The organism is Fusobacterium necrogenes, assembly GCF_900450765.1.
Lineage (GTDB): Bacteria > Fusobacteriota > Fusobacteriia > Fusobacteriales > Fusobacteriaceae > Fusobacterium_A > Fusobacterium_A necrogenes.
Window position 1 is genome coordinate 1,909,975 of record NZ_UGGU01000003.1, and the last position, 17,501, is coordinate 1,927,475.

13 protein-coding genes, 2 tRNA genes and 4 rRNA genes are annotated in these 17,501 nt (G+C 34.5%); all 19 read left to right on the plus strand.

What is annotated here, in order from left to right; all coding sequences use genetic code 11:
- Positions 1-93: 93 nt before the first annotated feature.
- The 19 genes from DYA59_RS09260 (at position 94) to DYA59_RS09350 (ending at position 17,229) form a co-directional block, all read left to right on the plus strand.
- Positions 94-1,601, plus strand: a 16S ribosomal RNA gene (locus DYA59_RS09260).
- A 122-nt stretch (positions 1,602-1,723) separates the two neighbouring features.
- Positions 1,724-1,800 (plus strand) — tRNA-Ile (locus tag DYA59_RS09265).
- A gap of 9 nt (positions 1,801-1,809) precedes the next feature.
- Positions 1,810-1,886, plus strand: a tRNA-Ala gene (locus DYA59_RS09270).
- A 96-nt stretch (positions 1,887-1,982) separates the two neighbouring features.
- Positions 1,983-4,895 (plus strand): 23S ribosomal RNA (locus tag DYA59_RS09275).
- 119 nt (positions 4,896-5,014) lie between these two features.
- Positions 5,015-5,131 (plus strand): 5S ribosomal RNA (gene rrf, locus DYA59_RS09280).
- Positions 5,132-5,154: 23 nt separating this feature from the next.
- Positions 5,155-5,271: ribosomal RNA gene (gene rrf / locus DYA59_RS09285) — 5S ribosomal RNA — on the plus strand.
- Together the 16S, 23S and 5S rRNA genes with 2 tRNA genes alongside form the textbook arrangement of a ribosomal RNA operon.
- 102 nt (positions 5,272-5,373) lie before the next feature.
- On the plus strand, positions 5,374-5,859 hold the full coding sequence (locus tag DYA59_RS09290) for an NADH-quinone oxidoreductase subunit NuoE family protein (protein WP_115271381.1): 486 nt from the start codon (positions 5,374-5,376) through the stop codon (positions 5,857-5,859).
- A 252-nt stretch (positions 5,860-6,111) separates the two neighbouring features.
- Entirely contained in the window at positions 6,112-7,293 is a 1,182-nt protein-coding gene (locus DYA59_RS09295; RefSeq protein ID WP_115271383.1) for a DUF3798 domain-containing protein, read from the plus strand.
- A 51-nt stretch (positions 7,294-7,344) separates the two neighbouring features.
- On the plus strand, positions 7,345-8,934 hold the full coding sequence (locus DYA59_RS09300; RefSeq protein WP_115271385.1) for a sugar ABC transporter ATP-binding protein: 1,590 nt from the start codon (positions 7,345-7,347) through the stop codon (positions 8,932-8,934).
- Between the two features lie 10 nt (positions 8,935-8,944).
- The gene (locus DYA59_RS09305) at positions 8,945-9,967 is read left to right on the plus strand and encodes an ABC transporter permease subunit (RefSeq protein ID WP_172606993.1); all 1,023 of its coding nucleotides are present in this window, start codon (positions 8,945-8,947) and stop codon (positions 9,965-9,967) included.
- Between the two features lies 1 nt (position 9,968).
- Positions 9,969-11,069, plus strand: coding sequence for an ABC transporter permease (locus DYA59_RS09310; RefSeq protein ID WP_172606972.1), 1,101 nt, complete (start codon positions 9,969-9,971; stop codon positions 11,067-11,069).
- On the plus strand, positions 11,069-11,437 hold the full coding sequence (locus DYA59_RS09315; RefSeq protein WP_115271391.1) for a DUF6672 family protein: 369 nt from the start codon (positions 11,069-11,071) through the stop codon (positions 11,435-11,437). Before DYA59_RS09310 ends, DYA59_RS09315 begins: the two co-directional genes overlap by 1 nt.
- Before the next feature lie 138 nt (positions 11,438-11,575).
- Positions 11,576-11,746: a 4Fe-4S binding protein gene (locus tag DYA59_RS09320; RefSeq protein ID WP_115271393.1), complete on the plus strand. Its 171-nt coding sequence runs from the start codon at positions 11,576-11,578 to the stop codon at positions 11,744-11,746.
- Positions 11,747-11,800: 54 nt separating this feature from the next.
- Entirely contained in the window at positions 11,801-12,085 is a 285-nt protein-coding gene (locus DYA59_RS09325) for a Smr/MutS family protein (RefSeq protein WP_115271395.1), read from the plus strand.
- A 57-nt stretch (positions 12,086-12,142) separates the two neighbouring features.
- Positions 12,143-13,156, plus strand: a complete 1,014-nt coding sequence (gene aroF / locus DYA59_RS09330; protein ID WP_115271397.1) for a 3-deoxy-7-phosphoheptulonate synthase — start codon at positions 12,143-12,145, stop codon at positions 13,154-13,156.
- Between the two features lie 2 nt (positions 13,157-13,158).
- The gene (gene pgeF, locus DYA59_RS09335; RefSeq protein WP_115271399.1) at positions 13,159-13,875 is read left to right on the plus strand and encodes a peptidoglycan editing factor PgeF; all 717 of its coding nucleotides are present in this window, start codon (positions 13,159-13,161) and stop codon (positions 13,873-13,875) included.
- Between the two features lie 338 nt (positions 13,876-14,213).
- Complete coding sequence (locus DYA59_RS09340; protein ID WP_115271401.1) at positions 14,214-14,732, plus strand: hypothetical protein; 519 nt, start codon at positions 14,214-14,216, stop codon at positions 14,730-14,732.
- Between the two features lie 165 nt (positions 14,733-14,897).
- The gene (locus DYA59_RS09345) at positions 14,898-16,052 is read left to right on the plus strand and encodes a helix-turn-helix domain-containing protein (protein ID WP_115271403.1); all 1,155 of its coding nucleotides are present in this window, start codon (positions 14,898-14,900) and stop codon (positions 16,050-16,052) included.
- A gap of 1 nt (position 16,053) precedes the next feature.
- Positions 16,054-17,229, plus strand: a complete 1,176-nt coding sequence (locus DYA59_RS09350) for a hypothetical protein (RefSeq protein ID WP_115271406.1) — start codon at positions 16,054-16,056, stop codon at positions 17,227-17,229.
- Positions 17,230-17,501: the final 272 nt, after the last annotated feature.

The window sequence follows — 17,501 nt, forward strand, 5'->3', positions numbered from 1 at the left end:
GGACATTAGCAACAGAATAGAGAAAGATAAGTAATGCAAACACAACAATAAATTGGTGTAAATAATCAGTATATTTTACTGAGTTTAATAGATTGAACGAAGAGTTTGATCCTGGCTCAGGATGAACGCTGACAGAATGCTTAACACATGCAAGTCTACTTGATCCTTCGGGTGATGGTGGCGGACGGGTGAGTAACGCGTAAAGAACTTGCCCTGCAGTCTGGGACAACATTTGGAAACGAATGCTAATACCGGATATTATGTGAGTTTCGCATGGAATTCATATGAAAGCTATATGCGCTGCAGGAGAGCTTTGCGTCCTATTAGCTAGTTGGTGAGGTAACGGCTCACCAAGGCCATGATAGGTAGCCGGCCTGAGAGGGTGAACGGCCACAAGGGGACTGAGACACGGCCCTTACTCCTACGGGAGGCAGCAGTGGGGAATATTGGACAATGGACCATAAGTCTGATCCAGCAATTCTGTGTGCACGATGAAGTTTTTCGGAATGTAAAGTGCTTTCAGTTGGGACGAAGTAAGTGACGGTACCAACAGAAGAAGCGACGGCTAAATACGTGCCAGCAGCCGCGGTAATACGTATGTCGCAAGCGTTATCCGGATTTATTGGGCGTAAAGCGCGTCTAGGCGGTTTGGTAAGTCTGATGTGAAAATGCGGGGCTCAACTCCGTATTGCGTTGGAAACTGTCAAACTAGAGTACTGGAGAGGTGGGCGGAACTACAAGTGTAGAGGTGAAATTCGTAGATATTTGTAGGAATGCCGATGGGGAAGCCAGCCCACTGGACAGATACTGACGCTAAAGCGCGAAAGCGTGGGTAGCAAACAGGATTAGATACCCTGGTAGTCCACGCCGTAAACGATGATTACTAGGTGTTGGGGGTCGAACCTCAGCGCCCAAGCTAACGCGATAAGTAATCCGCCTGGGGAGTACGTACGCAAGTATGAAACTCAAAGGAATTGACGGGGACCCGCACAAGCGGTGGAGCATGTGGTTTAATTCGACGCAACGCGAGGAACCTTACCAGCGTTTGACATCCTAGGAAGTTGGCAGAGATGCCTTCGTGCCCCTTCGGGGGAACCTAGTGACAGGTGGTGCATGGCTGTCGTCAGCTCGTGTCGTGAGATGTTGGGTTAAGTCCCGCAACGAGCGCAACCCCTTTCGTATGTTGCCATCATTAAGTTGGGCACTCATGCGATACTGCCTGCGATGAGCAGGAGGAAGGTGGGGATGACGTCAAGTCATCATGCCCCTTATACGCTGGGCTACACACGTGCTACAATGGGTAGTACAGAGAGTCGCAAACCCGCGAGGGGGAGCTAATCTCAGAAAACTATTCTCAGTTCGGATTGTACTCTGCAACTCGAGTACATGAAGTTGGAATCGCTAGTAATCGCAAATCAGCTATGTTGCGGTGAATACGTTCTCGGGTCTTGTACACACCGCCCGTCACACCACGAGAGTTGGTTGCACCTGAAGTAGCAGGCCTAACCGCAAGGAGGGATGCTCCGAGGGTGTGATTAGCGATTGGGGTGAAGTCGTAACAAGGTATCCGTACGGGAACGTGCGGATGGATCACCTCCTTTCTAAGGAGCAATACTTTCTCTATTCTATTGATAATGTTCTTTCAATAATTGTAAGTCAAATGACTAAATTATTAGATGTAGATTTAATAAATCTGAAACATTATTATTTATGAGATGAATGAGCGTTCGTAGCTCAGCTGGTTAGAGCACACGCCTGATAAGCGTGAGGTCGGTGGTTCGAGTCCACTCGAACGCACCATAAAGATATGGGGATATAGCTCAGTTTGGGAGAGCGACGCACTTGCACTGCGTAGGTCAGCGGTTCGATCCCGCTTATCTCCACCAAATTAATGGACATTGGAAACTATATAGTAAATCAGATAATACAATTTAACTCTAATTTTAATAGAGTTAGCTGTCAATCAATATTTAAAAACTAAAGGTTAAAATAATTAAGGGCACATAGGGAATGCCTAGGTAGTAAGAGCCGATGAAGGACGTGGTAAGCTGCGATAAGCTCAGGGTAGTTGCAATCGAACGTTTGATCCTGAGATTTCCGAATGGAGCAATCCGCTAAGTTGAAGACTTAGCACGAAAGAGGGTACCGCGTGAACTGAAACATCTAAGTAACGCGAGGAAAAGAAAGTAAAAACGATTCCCCAAGTAGCGGCGAGCGAACGGGGATGAGCCCAAACCGCATAAATGTCAAGGATGCAGCCGTTGTTTATGCGGGGTTGTGGGAAGAACTACGAGGAACTGCAACGTACTCAACAATGTTAATGACTGAACTGGAACTAGTTGGAAAGCTAGATCGTAGAAGGTGATAATCCTGTACAGGTAAACTCATTAACTTGTCCGTTCTCTCCCAAGTAACATGGAACACGAGGAATTCTGTGTGAATCTGCGAGGACCATATCTCGTAAGGCTAAATACTCTTACTAACCGATAGCGTATAGTACCGTGAGGGAAAGGTGAAAAGAACCCCGGGAGGGGAGTGAAATAGAACCTGAAACTATGTGCTTACAAGCGGTCAGAGCCCTTCGGGGTGATGGCGTGCCTTTTGGAGAATGATCCTGCGAGTTACGTTCAGTGGCAAGGTTAAGTTTAACGGAGCCGAAGGGAAACCGAGTCTGAACAGGGCGATTTTAGTCGCTGGGCGTAGACGCGAAACCTGGTGATCTAAGCCTGTCCAGGGTGAAGCTGTGGTAAGACACAGTGGAGGCCCGAACTCACCGCCGTTGAAAAGTTGGGAGATGAGGTAGGTTTAGGGGTGAAAAGCCAATCGAACTAGGAGATAGCTCGTTCTCTCCGAAATGCATTTAGGTGCAGCCTTGAGTGTTTAATTATGGGGGTAGAGCACTGAATGGACTAGGGGGCGCATTGCTTACTGAATCCAATCAAACTCCGAATACCATAATTCAAGAGCTCAGGAGTGAGACTATGGGAATTAACTTCCATCGTCAAAAGGGAAACAACCCAGACCACCAGCTAAGGTCCCTAATCATAACTAAGTGGGAAAGGAGGTGGAGATTCATAAACAACCAGGAGGTTGGCTTAGAAGCAGCCATACCTTTAAAGAGTGCGTAATAGCTCACTGGTCGAGAGTCTCTGCGCCGACAATGTAACGGGGCTAAGTTATGAACCGAAGCTGTGGAATTGCGCAAGCAATTGGTAGGAGAGCGTTCTGTAGGCCGTTGAAGGAGAAGCGTAAGCAACTCTGGAGGTATCAGAAGTGAGAATGCAGGAATAAGTAGCGAGAAGGGAGGCGAGAATCCTCCCCGCCGGAAGACCAAGGTTTTCAGGGTAAAGCTTGTCTTCCCTGAGTAAGCCGGGACCTAAGCCGAGGCTATAGTGCGTAGGCGAATGGAAAACAGATTAATATTTCTGTGCCAGTCATATTTTGTGATGGAGGGACGCAGAAGGGTATGTGCGCGGAAGAACGGTAGTTTCCGTAAAAGCATGTAGAATGACTTGATAGGTAAATCCGTCAAGTTAGATTTGAGGTGTGATATATAGTCGTAAGATGAATGTACAGATCCCACGCTGCCAAGAAAAGCTTCTAACGTTAAGGTATGACTGCCCGTACCCGAAACCGACACAGGTGGTCAGGATGAGAAATCTAAGGCGGACAGGCTAACTCTCGTTAAGGAACTCTGCAAAATAGCCCCGTAACTTAGGGAGAAGGGGTGCCCCTGGGCGTGAGTATACACGCAATGCAAAGCGCTTGGGGGTCGCAGTGAAGAGGCTCAAGCAACTGTTTAACAAAAACACAGGTCTATGCTAAGCTGTAAGGCGATGTATATGGGCTGACACCTGCCCAGTGCCGGAAGGTTAAGAGGAGGAGTGAGAGCTCCGAATTGAAGCCCCGGTGAACGGCGGCCGTAACTATAACGGTCCTAAGGTAGCGAAATTCCTTGTCGGGTAAGTTCCGACCTGCACGAATGGTGTAATGATTTGAGCGCTGTCTTGACGGGAGGCCTGGTGAAATTGTATTACCGGTGAAGATACCGGTTACCTACAGTAGGACGGAAAGACCCCATGGAGCTTTACTGTAGCTTGGTATTGGGTTTTGGCATTGCATGTATAGGATAGTTGGGAAACTATGAAGATGTGGCGCTAGCTGCATTGGAGTTGTCGGTGGAATACCAACCATTCAATGTTGAAATTCTAATCTGTGGTTTGAAGCCACGGAGACAGTGCTAGGTGGGCAGTTTGACTGGGGCGGTCGCCTCCGAAAGAGTAACGGAGGCGTTCAAAGGTTCTCTCAGGTTGGATGGAAATCAACCGCAGAGTGCAATGGCATAAGAGAGCTTGACTGCGAGACTGACGGGTCGAGCAGGTGCGAAAGCAGGACATAGTGATCCGGCGATTCCGAATGGAAGGATCGTCGCTCAACGGATAAAAGCTACCCTGGGGATAACAGGCTGATCCTACCCGAGAGTCCATATCGACGGTAGGGTTTGGCACCTCGATGTCGGCTCATCGCATCCTGGGGCTGGAGAAGGTCCCAAGGGTTGGGCTGTTCGCCCATTAAAGCGGTACGTGAGCTGGGTTCAGAACGTCGTGAGACAGTTCGGTCCCTATCCACTGTAGGCGTTAGAATATTGAGAAGATCTGTCCTTAGTACGAGAGGACCGGGATGGACAAACCTCTGATGTACCAGTTGTCACGCCAGTGGCACAGCTGGGTAGTCACGTTTGGAACAGATAACCGCTGAAAGCATCTAAGCGGGAAACTGACTTCAAGATAAGTATTCTTTAAGACTCCTTCGAGCCTAGGAGGTAGATAGGTTGGGGGTGTAAGGGTTGCGAGGCCTTTAGCTGACCAATACTAATAAGTCGAAGTTTTAACCTTCAAATAATCAAGAAGTAACGAAGTTACGACTATGATTATTTAGACGCAGATGACTGAAAGGAATCAGCGTTACCTGATATTACTATATAGTTTCAAATGCCTATGTAAATAGACATTAGCTTGGTGAGAAGAGCTACGGGGGTACACCCAGACACATTCCGAACCTGGAAGTTAAGCCCGTAAACGCTGAAAGTACTTGGAGGGAAGCCTCCTGGAAGGATAGGAACTTGCCAAGCATTTAATCAAATAATTAATAATGCTTAGTGAAAATAGCTATGGGGGTACACCTAGTCACATTCCGAACCTAGAAGTTAAGCCCATAAACGCTGAAAGTACTTGGAGGGAAGCCTCCTGGGAGGATAGGAATTCGCTAAGCTTTTTTATTTTTTGTAATTTATTTTAATTGCTTTTTTGAAATAAGATGGTAAAATTTAATAGTGGATTAAAATTATGTACTATAAATAAGGAGGAAAATAATATGATACCTAAAAAAGATATTGCTTTTCAAGAATTAGAAGCTTATATTTCTACTTTTGAAGATAAAAAAAGCTCATTAATTATAATACTTCATAAGGCACAGGAGATATTTGGATATATTCCTGAAGAAGTACAGGAATTTGTAGCTGAAAAAGTAGGAGTACCAGTGTCTAAAGTATATGAAGTTGTAAATTTTTATAGTTTTTTTTCAATGAAACCAAAGGCTAAATATCACATCTCTGTTTGTACAGGAACAGGTTGTCGTGCTAGAGGCTCAGAGAAAATATTAGAGTTTCTTCAAAAAGAGTTAAAAATTCAAAAAATAGGGGATTTAACTGAGGATAATCTTTTCTCTTTGAATTCTTTAGGATGTATGGGAGCATGTGGACTAGCACCTGTTGTGGTAATAGGAAAGGATATACATGGAAGATTAAAATTAGAAGATGTAAAAGTTATAATAGAAAAATATAGAGACTCAAATGCTTAAAATTTTATATAAAACTGAATTTTTTTATAAAAAAGTAAAAAAGTTTTCAAAAAAATATATAGAGAAAATAAAATTATATATAAAAAATATATAATAAATAAAAAAATGATAATTTTAATTGACAGATGTAATATATGGGTGTATAATCATTGAAAACAGATTTAGAAAGTTTGAGGGATAAGTACTAAAACAATAGTACTTTTTTTAGTAGAATTCTTTTTAAATCTAAAAAATATATATAAGGGGGAAAATATGAAAAAATTACTTTTATTCTGTTGGATGTTTTTAATGTCAATCTTTAGTTTCGCAGCAAACGCTGACTACCATATTGGAGTAGTAAGTGGAACTGTTTCTCAATCAGAAGATAGCCTTCGTGGAGCTGAAGAATTAATAAAAATGTATGGAGCTGTTGATAAGGGAGGAATGGTTACTCATGTAACTTATCCAGATAATTTTATGCAAAAGATGGAAACTACTATATCGCAAATGGTTGCTTTAGCTGATGACCCTAAAATGAAGGCTATCATTGTTATAGAGGCAGTGCCAGGAACAGTGGAAGCTTTTAGAAGAATAAGAGAAGCTAGACCAGATATTTTACTTGTTGCTAACTCACCACATGAGGATCCAGAAATTATAACAGAGGTTTCTGATTTAGTAACAAATCCAGATAACGTAGCGAGAGGATATTTAATTGTTAAAGCGGCAAAGAATATGGGTGCAGATAAATTTATGCATATATCTTTCCCAAGACACTTAAGTTATGAATTATTGTCAAGAAGAAGAAATATAATGGCAGAAGCTGCTAAAGATTTAGGAATGGAATTTATAGATGTTTCAGCTCCAGATCCAGTAAGTGATGTTGGAGTAGCAGGAGCTCAACAATATATATTAGAGCAAGTACCTAACTGGTTAAATAGATATGGTAAAAATGTTGCTTTCTTTGCAACAAATGATGCTCATACAGAGCCATTACTAAAAAGAATAGCTGAAGATGGAGGATATTTTGTAGAAGCTGACTTACCATCTCCTACAATGGGATATCCTGGTGCTTTAGGAATTAAATTTACTGAAGATGAAAAAGGAAATTGGCCAAAAATATTAAAGAAAGTTGAAGATACAGTTGTAGGTAAGGGTGCAGCAGGAAGAATGGGAACTTGGGCATATTCATACAACTTTGCATCAGCAATAGCATTAGGAGATCACGTAAGAAACGTAATTGAAAATGGTACTGATATAATTGATTTTGATGCAATTATTGAATCATATAATAAATTTACTCCAGGAGCAGAATGGAACGGAAGTAATTATGCTGATGTAAATGGAGTAGAGAAAGAAAATTTCTATCTATTATACCAAGATACTTATGTTTTAGGAAAAGGATACTTACACATGACAGATGATGAAGTTCCTGCTAAATATTTTGAAATAAAATAATAAGGTGAGGGGAAATATTTTCCCCTCATTTTTCTTTAAGAGGTGAAAAATTTGAAAGAGATATTATTAAAAATTGAAAATCTTTCTAAGGCATTTGGAGAGAACACAGTTTTAAAAGACATTAATTTAGAAGTGAGGCCTGGAGAGATAGTAGGATTAGTTGGAGAAAATGGTGCAGGTAAATCTACATTGATGAAATGTATATTTGGAATGCCAGTGATTTCAGAAACAGGAGGATATGGAGGTAAAATATATTTTGATGGCCAGGAAGTAAATTTTTCATCACCTTTTGAGGCCTTAGGTGCTGGAATAGGTATGGTACATCAGGAGTTTTCATTAATTCCAGGATTTAAAGTTTCTGAAAATGTTGTTTTGAATAGAGAATCTACATTAAATAGTTTTTTAGAAGGTTTGTTTGGTTCAAGAATAAAAGCGATAGATAAAAAAGAGATAGATGAGAGAACAAAAGGGGCTCTTTCAAATTTAGGAGTAGATATTAAATCTAGCACAGTAATTAGTGAGATGCCTGTTGCACACAAGCAATTTACAGAAATAGCTCGTGAAATTGAAAGAGAAAATACAAAACTTTTGGTATTGGATGAACCAACAGCAGTACTTACAGAGGAAGAGGCAAAAGTACTTCTAGAAACTATGAAAAAATTATCTGAAAAAGGTATAGCAATACTATTTATAACTCATAGACTTGATGAGATATTATCGGTATGTAATAAAGTAGTAGTTTTAAGAGATGGACTATTAATAAACTCAGTAGCAACAGAGGATACAAATGTAAATCAGATAACTGAATGGATGATAGGAAGAAAGATGGAGGGATCTGCTCATAATGTTAAGACTGAAGATGAACTAAAAGAAACTATTATTTCTATAAAAAATCTTTGGGTTGATATGCCGGGAGAGGGAGTAAAGAATCTTTCTTTAGATATTAAAAAAGGAGAGATTTTAGGACTTGGAGGAATGGCAGGTCAAGGGAAAATAGGAGTAGCTAATGGAATAATGGGACTTTATGATGCTAGAGGAGAAGTTACTTTTAAAGGAGAGAAGATAACTTTAAATTCTCCAGCAGAACCATTATCTAAAGGACTTTTCTTTGTATCTGAAGATAGAAAAGGAGTAGGGCTTCTATTAGATAGTTCAATAGAGGATAATATAGCTTATCCAGCTATGCAAATTAAAAAGATGTTCTTTAAAAAGGCTTTTGGAATATTTAATATAGTAGATGAAAAAGCTGTAAAAGAAAATGCACAAGAGTATGTAAAAAAATTGGAGATAAGATGTACTAGTGAAAAGCAAAGAGCACAGGAGCTTAGTGGAGGAAATCAACAAAAAGTTTGCTTGGCTAAAGCTTTCACTATGAATCCAGAAGTATTATTCGTATCTGAACCTACAAGAGGAATAGATGTAGGAGCTAAAAAACTTGTGCTAGATACTTTAAAAGAGTATAACAAAGAAAAAGGAACAACTATTATAATAACTTCATCTGAAATAGAGGAGCTAAGAAGTATATGTGATAGGATAGCTATAATAAATGAGGGAAAAGTTGAAGGGATCCTACCACCGACAGCTGATATATTAGAGTTTGGTAAAATGATGGTAGGAGTTAAGGAGGCAGGAAATGAATAGTATAAATAAGATGATAAAAGAGGCTGGTTGGCCAAGAATAATAATAGCATTATTTCTTTTATCAATGTATGTAGTGTCTCCTTTTATTGGAATAAACTTAAAAGCAGCTTTAGGAGATACCTTAGTAAGATTTGGAATGAATGCAATATTAGTGCTATCTTTAGTACCTATGATACAAGCTGGAACAGGGCTTAACTTTGGAATGCCATTAGGAGTAGAGGCAGGACTTTTAGGGGCTGTTATCAGTATAGAGTTAGGATTAAAAGGTGTTACAGGAGTATTTGGAGCAATAGTTTTTTCTCTTCCATTTGCACTTTTATTTGGATGGCTCTATGGTCATATTCTAAATAAAGTAAAAGGTGGAGAGATGATGATAGCCACTTATATAGGATTTTCATCAGTTGCTATTATGTGTATTATGTGGCTTATACTTCCATTTAAAAGTCCAGATATGATCTGGGCATATGGAGGAGAGGGACTACGTACTACAATTAGTGTTGAAAACTATTGGCATAAAGCATTTGAAAAAGCTCTACATATAAATAGTAGTTTTCTTCCATTAGGAGAGATAGTCTTCTTTATTATACTGGCTTTTCTTATTTGGATATTTTTTAGAACAAGAAGTGGTTATGCCATGAAAGCAGTAGGAACTAATGATATGTTTGCAAGAGCTACTGGAATAAATATTGATAAGGTGAGAGTACAGTCAGTAGTAATGTCAACAGTTCTTTCAGCAGTTGGAATTGTAATATACCAGCAAAGTTTTGGATTTGTACAATTATATTTAGCACCATTTTATATGGCCTTTCCAGCAATAGCTGCTATTCTTATTGGGGGAGCATCTGTAAATAAGGTTACAATAGCAAATGTAGTGGTAGGAACATTCCTTTTCCAAGGAATACTTACAATGACACCTACTGTTGTAAATGGACTTATAAAAACAGATATGTCAGAAACAATAAGAATAATAGTATCTAATGGAATGATACTTTATGCTCTAACAAGAAAGGACGGTGCTGGAAGTGGAAAATAAGATGAAGAAATTTTTGATAAACAATATAGTACCTATATTTATGATAATTATAATAGTAGCTTCAATTCCAATATCGGGACTGAGTATGGAATATATTATTCAAGAGATAATACTTAGACTTTCTCGTAACCTATTCTTAGTTCTTTCATTATTAATCCCAATAATTGCAGGAATGGGACTTAACTTTGGTATTGTTTTAGGAGCTATGGCAGGTCAGTTAGCACTTATTTTTATTACAGATTGGCAAATAGTAGGATTACAAGGATTTTTCTTAGCTATTATTTTATCACTTCCAATGGGAGCTCTTTTAGGACTTGTAGGAGGAGTAGTTTTAAATAGAGCTAAGGGTAGAGAGATGATTACCTCTATGATACTTGGATTTTTTATCAATGGAGTGTATCAGCTTATAGTTTTATATGGAATGGGTAAAGTAATACCTATAACAGATAGTGCTATTCTTTTATCTAGAGGATATGGAATTAGAAATGCTATTGATTTAAAGAATATTAGAAGAGCTCTAGATGATGCTGTGGTTTTAAAGATAGGGGAGTTCTCTATTCCTTTATTGACAATAATTGCTGTTGTATTATTTTGTCTATTTATAGTTTGGTTTAGAAAAACAAAATTAGGTCAAGATATGAGAGCAATAGGACAAGACTTAGAGGTATCTAAATCAGCTGGTATCGCTGCAGATAGAACAAGGGTTATAGCAATAGTTATATCTACAATGTTAGCGGCAATAGGACAAATAATTTTCTTACAAAATATAGGAACAATGAATACTTATAATAGCCATGAACAAATAGGAATGTTCTCAATAGCCGCCTTACTTATAGGGGGAGCTAGTGTAGCAAAAGCTTCTATACCTAATGCTTTAAGTGGAGTTGTACTTTTCCATGCTATGTTTATTTTAGCACCAAGAGCTGGGAAAGAGTTAATTGGTTCTGCACAAATAGGAGAATATTTTAGAGTATTTGTATCTTATGGAATAATAGCTTTAGTCCTTATTATGCATCAATGGAGAAGAGAGAAAGAGAAAGCTGAAGAGAGAAGAAGAGCATTAGAAGCAGCACAAAATAGTAGTAAAGGAGAGGATAAATAATGAAGATGATAAGAAATTGGGTACTTCTTATGATAGTAGTTATTGGAATCTCAGTAGCACTATTTATAACTGGAAGACTGCATAGTGTATACTTTGAAAATAGAGCAAGAGATGGTTATGAAGCCATAAAAGATGTATCTTATTCATTAAATGGAGAAAAGGCTAAAAAAGTAAGAGTGAATAGAAGAGGAATGGGGGAAGCTAAAGGAAGAACTCATGAGTTATTAGTAACTTATAAAGATGAAAATGGGGAAAAACAAGAGATAAAGAAGACTATAACTCTTGGAGCAACAGAGAATGTAATTATCTATTTACCAGTGCTAGTAGGAAATGGAGAGAATTGGATAGAAGAATTCGAGGCAAAATAAATTTTAATCATCAAAATATTAGTGTTAATAAATAATTAATTTTTTTTAAATTATACTTGACAAAATATAAAAAATAGTATAAACTTGATTTATGTAAATTAAAAGAAAGAAATTAAAAATACACTAGGAGGGATTTAAATGCACGTAATAGATAAAGATACTTGTATCGGATGTGGAGCTTGTGAGGCAGCTTGTCCAGTAGGAACTATATCAATGGATGATGATGGAAAATATGTTATTGGAGATGCTTGTGTAGACTGTGGAGCTTGTGCTGGTGGATGTCCAGTATCAGCTATATCAGCTCAGTAATTAAGTTTAAAAGAGTCCGAATGGACTCTTTTTTTATTTCTAGGAGGCTTATTCATGTACAATGAGATAGATTTACATCATATGAATTTTGATGATGCTCTTAAGGTATTTATCAGAAAATACAATTTATTATATAAACAGGGACATAGAAAAGAGATAATGGTAATACATGGATATGGCTCAAAATTTTTAGATAGTAAACCTGTTATAAGGACGAAAATAAGAGCATATTTTTTGAGAAATAAAGAGTGTGTAAAAATGAGACTGGATATGAACCCAGGTATTACTTATGTTATGCCATTAAAACCGCTACCAATACCGAGGAAAAATAAAAGATAATACTTTAAAAAAATAGACTAAAGTTGTATAATTTAAAGAAACGATTAGGAGAAAAAAATGTATATAAAGAGTAAAAAAAATATAGGAGAACAACAAAAAAATGAGATTTTAAGATTTCTTGAGGATAATAGATTAGGTAGTGTCATTTTAAAAGAAAAAGATTACTATAAAATAGGTGTGGTAGGAGATAAGGAAAAAGTTGATTTAGATAGACTTCTTTCTTTTGATGGAGTTGATGAATTAGTAAGTATAGGAAAGAGCTACAAGTTTGTAAGTAGAGAATTTCAACCAGAAGATACTATAATAGATGTGAGAGGTAGAAAAATAGGAGGAGGAAATTTTCTAGTAATGGCAGGACCATGTGCTATTGAAAGTAAAAAATCTATATTTGAAATAGCTAAAAAAGTTAAGTCAGCTGGAGCTCAAGCTTTGAGGGGTGGAGCTTTCAAACCAAGAACATCTCCATATGACTTTCAAGGATTAGGAGAAGAAGGATTAAAATATATGAAAGAAGCAGCTGATACTTATGATATGTTGGTAGTAACTGAAGTTATGGATGCTAGTGATATACCTCTAATAAGTAAATATGCAGATATATTTCAAGTGGGAACTAGAAATATGCAAAATTTTTCTCTTCTAAAAGCTTTAGGAAGAGCAGGTAAACCAATACTTTTAAAAAGAGGAATGAGTGCTACAATGAGAGAGTTACTCATGGCAGCAGAGTATATAGTAGCTCATGGAAATAGAGAGGTTATACTTTGTGAAAGGGGAATAAGAACATTTGAAACTATCACAAGAAATACAGTAGATATAAATGCTATACCACTTTTGAAAGAGAAATCACATCTTCCAGTAGTAATAGATGCAAGTCATGGAACAGGCAGACGTAATTTGGTAGAACCTGTAACTTTAGCAGGAGTAATAGCTGGAGCTGATGGAGCTATGGTGGAGGTACATGATAATCCTGAATGTGCTACTTCTGATGGAATGCAATCCCTATATTTTAAAGATTTTGAAAAACTTATGAGAAATTTAAATAAAGTTTTAAGATTAAAAAATGAGTTGGAGTAGAGATGTTTTTAGATAGAGATAGTTATATAGAACTACAAGAGTGGAGAAAGTTAGGTGTATCAGCAATATATACCAAAAAAAATTATGGGAATGTGAAAGAGATGAGTAAGGAGAAGATATTAAAAGACTTTTCTTTAGAGGGAAGATATATTGTATCAGGGTTTCAAACTCATAGTGATAATATAGTAATAGTCAATAGTCTAGAAAAGTTATACTTTGAAGATACAGATGGATTTATTACTAACAGAAGAGATATAGTGATATTGACTAAATATGCAGATTGTTTACCTATATATTTACTTGATGAAAAAAGAGAAGTTATAGGGGCTGTACATTCTGGTTGGCAAGGTAGTTATAAGGAGATAGGAAAAAAAGCTATAAAACTTATGATAGATGAGTATGGATGTAGTTTAGAAAATATTAGAGTAGCTTTCGGTATAGGGATATCTCAAAAGAGGTATGAGGTAGGAGAAGAATTTTTACAAAAGTTTAAAGATAAATTTTCAGAAAAGTTGATAATGGAAAGTTTCAAAAAAGAGAATGGTAAAATATATTTTGATAATCAGGAATTTGTTTATCGAAATTTATTAGAATTAGGATTATTAAAAGAGAATATATTATTAAATAAATTGTGTACCTATGATGGAAAGTTTCATTCCTACAGAAGAGATAAAATGAAATCAGGAAGAAATGGTGCTTTAATATATTTTAGAGCTTAATTCGAGAGAGAATTAATAAAAAAACACTTTCAATTTGATTGAAGGTGTTTTTTTTATTATAATTTTTTAAATTAAAAACTTTTAGTGTTATAAAAATAAAAAAATAAAAAAATATCGTTTCAAAACTAGATATATTCAGTTTTATTTTTAAACAAAAATAATAAAAATTTTAAAAATAAAACATGAATTCACATGATTGACATAATTATATGTTATTATATATATAAGAAAAAAATAAAAAAAATTTATAAATTAAAAAATAAAAAAAAATTTAAAAAATTATACATATTTATAAATTTAGGGAGGAAATTAGAGTAAATAAGATAATTCCAATACTTATGCTAGTATTGAGTGTTGGAGCATTGGGAGCTGTAAAAACAGAATTGAAAAAAGATGAGAATGGGAGATATTCAGGAAGTGCTACATTGAGATTAGTGGCTAGAGGAAGAATAGTGAATCCAGTTCCAACTAAGATGTTAGTTATATCTTCAGAGAATAATAGTTCAATAGAACTTAAACATAAAGATATAAAAAGTGATAAAAATAATGTGAGTAAAGGAGAGTTTAGTGCTCAAATTTTAGAGAAAAATGAAAAAGGAGAATATGTAATTTCTGATACAAAAAAGAGTATAGTTGCTAAATTAATAGATAAAGAAAATATGAAAGAAGTAGCTAATAAAGAGAGAGAAGTGAAAAATCTTATTGGAGAAAATGTGGGAGAAATCTCTTATACTTTAAAAGATAGTGGAACAAATAGTGATTATAATGGGGAGATAACTTCAAAAGTAATAGCTAGAGGGAGTAGTAAAGGAGTCTTTGTAGATAATTCTACAGCAGTAGCAATTTTAGTAAAATAATAGGATAAAACTAAAGGGAATTTTCTCTTTAGTTTTTTTATTTAAAAGTTATTAATTATAAATGTATAGTTAAAACATACTTGACAAAATTGTGATAATGATGTATTTAATATAGTAAAATAGAGTATTTAAAAAAGTCTATATCTAGTTTTGCGAGGAAAGTTTATGAGAGAAAGTATGGAATTATTAAAGAGATACTTGAGTTTCAAGGATTATTGGATAATAAGTATGTTTAGATATTTAAATATAGAAATAGGGAATATTAATTATAAAATAGATAAAGAGACATTGGCTGTACTTTGTTTATATTTAAAAAATAGAGAGTATAAGGTATTGAGGGAAATTTGGAGTGAAAAATCAATACAACATGATATGTTTGAGTTTTGTGATTATGCATATGATTACTTTAGTAAAACTTTAATTCCAAGTAAAAGAGAATTTGAGGAAAAAATGCTTGAAAGGCTTAAATGTTCTCCTATAAAAAATTTATTACTATCATTTTATGAGGAATTTAATTATCAATATAAGGTAAGAGTGTCAGAAAAGGATTTTTATTATACTCTTTTTGATAAAGACTATGATATATATTATTTAAAGGATGTTGAGAGTATAGAGTTAAAAGAGATATATAATTATGGAGATATGTTTTTTTATATAGTAGTAGATGGAATAGTTGAATATGAAAAAAAATTAATTCCAGAAAAAAATATGATTGTAACTATGAAAAAAAGTAAAGATTTAAATCTAACATCTTTTGTAAATAAGGCTTCAGTGATAATCTTTGTATTTAAAAAAGAGTTTTTAAATAAATTGAATATTGTATTTGAAGTTGAGGAAACAAAGATATATAGAATATACAATATGTCAATTTTCAACATGATATTGAATTCTAAAATTGAAGATAATAAAACTAGACAAATACTATTTCAAGCTATGCTTTACCTTTTGGAGAAAGTAAAAGGGAAAAAAAATAAGATTTTGAATTATGAATGGATAAAATATAAGGCTGATATAATCAAATTTGTAGAAAATAATGATGATTTAGATGAAAAAGAGCTAGGCAGATTTTTGATTAGAGAACTCAATATGAGTATGGCTAAAACATATATGGTATTCAAATTTCTTTTTGATACAACTCCAACTAAATATATTGAAAAAGAAAAAATATCTAAAAGTTATAAGCTACTTTTAGAAAGTCAGAAAAGTATAGAGGAGATAGCTGATGAACTGGGATATACACTTAAGACCTTTGTAAGAAAATTTGAAGGAGCTAGTGGTTATTCACCAAGTAAATTTAGAAAAATAATGAGGGATTATTAAAATGGTAGCATTCATAGAGTATTTACTAGAAAAGCAAGAATCAAAAGAGAGAATAAGATTTAAAATAGTGAAAAATATAATTTCCAGAATGGGGAGAGAGAATAATTTTGAAATAATAGATAAGGATATTATAAATATAGCTGAACTTATATTTGATTTTAAAATGGAGAAAAGTAATAAAATATATAAAAACTTTATAGAAAATCTAGCAAATTTTTTCTTAAAAGTTATATATTATTATGAAAATGAAAAATTTGAGAGATTTAATTATATTTTACAGGAAGAGGAAGGGATAAATGATAGTTTTAAAACTTGGATAAAGGAGAATAAAAATTTTATATTCAATGTTTGTGAATATCATTTAAAAGAGAGTGAAAGAGAACAGCATGAGATAATATTTTCTAATGAGTATTTTGAGATAACTAGAATATACAAAAAAAGAATGAATGAATGGGGAATACCTAGAGAAAATAATGATGGCTTAGAGGTAAGAATACTGTCACGAGGTGAGGTATATTATAAAAATGGAATATTTTTAAAAGAAGGAGAATATATATTATCAGGACCTCAGTTTAAATTAGATAGGTATAAGATCTTAACTAAAGATGCTGTAATGATTATTGTCAAATTAAAAACAAGTTTTTTAGATAGAGTAAAAGTTGGAGAATTGAAAAAATTAAGGCATTTAAGACTTGTAGTAGATGAAAATAATATGAGAAAATTTCTTGATGAAAGTATATTCAAGGATTCATTTGATTTTTTTATAGATTTGGTTATTACATTATTAAAGATAAATGGCTTAATAGAGAGTGATATATTTTCTGTGTCTCTATTACTAAATGAAGAAGAGGAGATAGAAAAAATATTTCAAATAGTGGAAGAAAATATAAGATTACCAGAAAGTGAGATAAAAGAAAGAATATTAAAAAAAACTAGGTATAGGGCTAAAAAAGTTGATGAGATTGTATATAAAATGTTAAAATTAACTTTAAAAAAGCTCATAATTAGAGAGAAAACAAGATATATTATAGAGGAGTATAGGAATAATAGAAGAGTAGATTTTGAAGAGTTGATTGAAAAATATAATTATTCAAATATGAAAAGTTTGAGGTATAATTTAAATAAAATTTATAATATTTCAATAAAAGAAATCAATCATAAAGGCAGAGAGGGATAGAATCCCTCTCTTTTTTAAAAAAAGAGATATTTTTTGGCAAAAAAATATACCAAATAAATTATGTATATTATTATTTGGAGTTTTTTTTCAATAAAAATAGGGATAAATCAGAAGAATTATTTAAAAATGAAAAAATACACGGGAGAAAAAACAAAATAGTGAAATTAATGAAATAAAAAATTTGTTTTTGGGAACTAAAAAAAGTATAAAAAAAAATGAAAAGGATACTAAAAAAATAGAAGGAATTAAACTAAACTAGTAGTATCAAAATA

Bases quoted from the DNA above. Each gene is read 5' to 3' on its own strand.
- DYA59_RS09290 (WP_115271381.1), top strand. From the start codon at position 5,374: ATGATACCTAAAAAAGATATTGCTTTTCAAGAATTAGAAGCTTATATT.
- DYA59_RS09295 (WP_115271383.1), top strand. From the start codon at position 6,112: ATGAAAAAATTACTTTTATTCTGTTGGATGTTTTTAATGTCAATCTTT.
- DYA59_RS09305 (WP_172606993.1), top strand. From the start codon at position 8,945: ATGATAAAAGAGGCTGGTTGGCCAAGAATAATAATAGCATTATTTCTT.
- DYA59_RS09310 (WP_172606972.1), top strand. From the start codon at position 9,969: ATGAAGAAATTTTTGATAAACAATATAGTACCTATATTTATGATAATT.
- DYA59_RS09315 (WP_115271391.1), top strand. From the start codon at position 11,069: ATGAAGATGATAAGAAATTGGGTACTTCTTATGATAGTAGTTATTGGA.
- DYA59_RS09320 (WP_115271393.1), top strand. From the start codon at position 11,576: ATGCACGTAATAGATAAAGATACTTGTATCGGATGTGGAGCTTGTGAG.
- DYA59_RS09325 (WP_115271395.1), top strand. From the start codon at position 11,801: ATGTACAATGAGATAGATTTACATCATATGAATTTTGATGATGCTCTT.
- aroF (WP_115271397.1), top strand. From the start codon at position 12,143: ATGTATATAAAGAGTAAAAAAAATATAGGAGAACAACAAAAAAATGAG.
- pgeF (WP_115271399.1), top strand. From the start codon at position 13,159: ATGTTTTTAGATAGAGATAGTTATATAGAACTACAAGAGTGGAGAAAG.
- DYA59_RS09340 (WP_115271401.1), top strand. From the start codon at position 14,214: ATGCTAGTATTGAGTGTTGGAGCATTGGGAGCTGTAAAAACAGAATTG.
- DYA59_RS09345 (WP_115271403.1), top strand. From the start codon at position 14,898: ATGAGAGAAAGTATGGAATTATTAAAGAGATACTTGAGTTTCAAGGAT.
- DYA59_RS09350 (WP_115271406.1), top strand. From the start codon at position 16,054: ATGGTAGCATTCATAGAGTATTTACTAGAAAAGCAAGAATCAAAAGAG.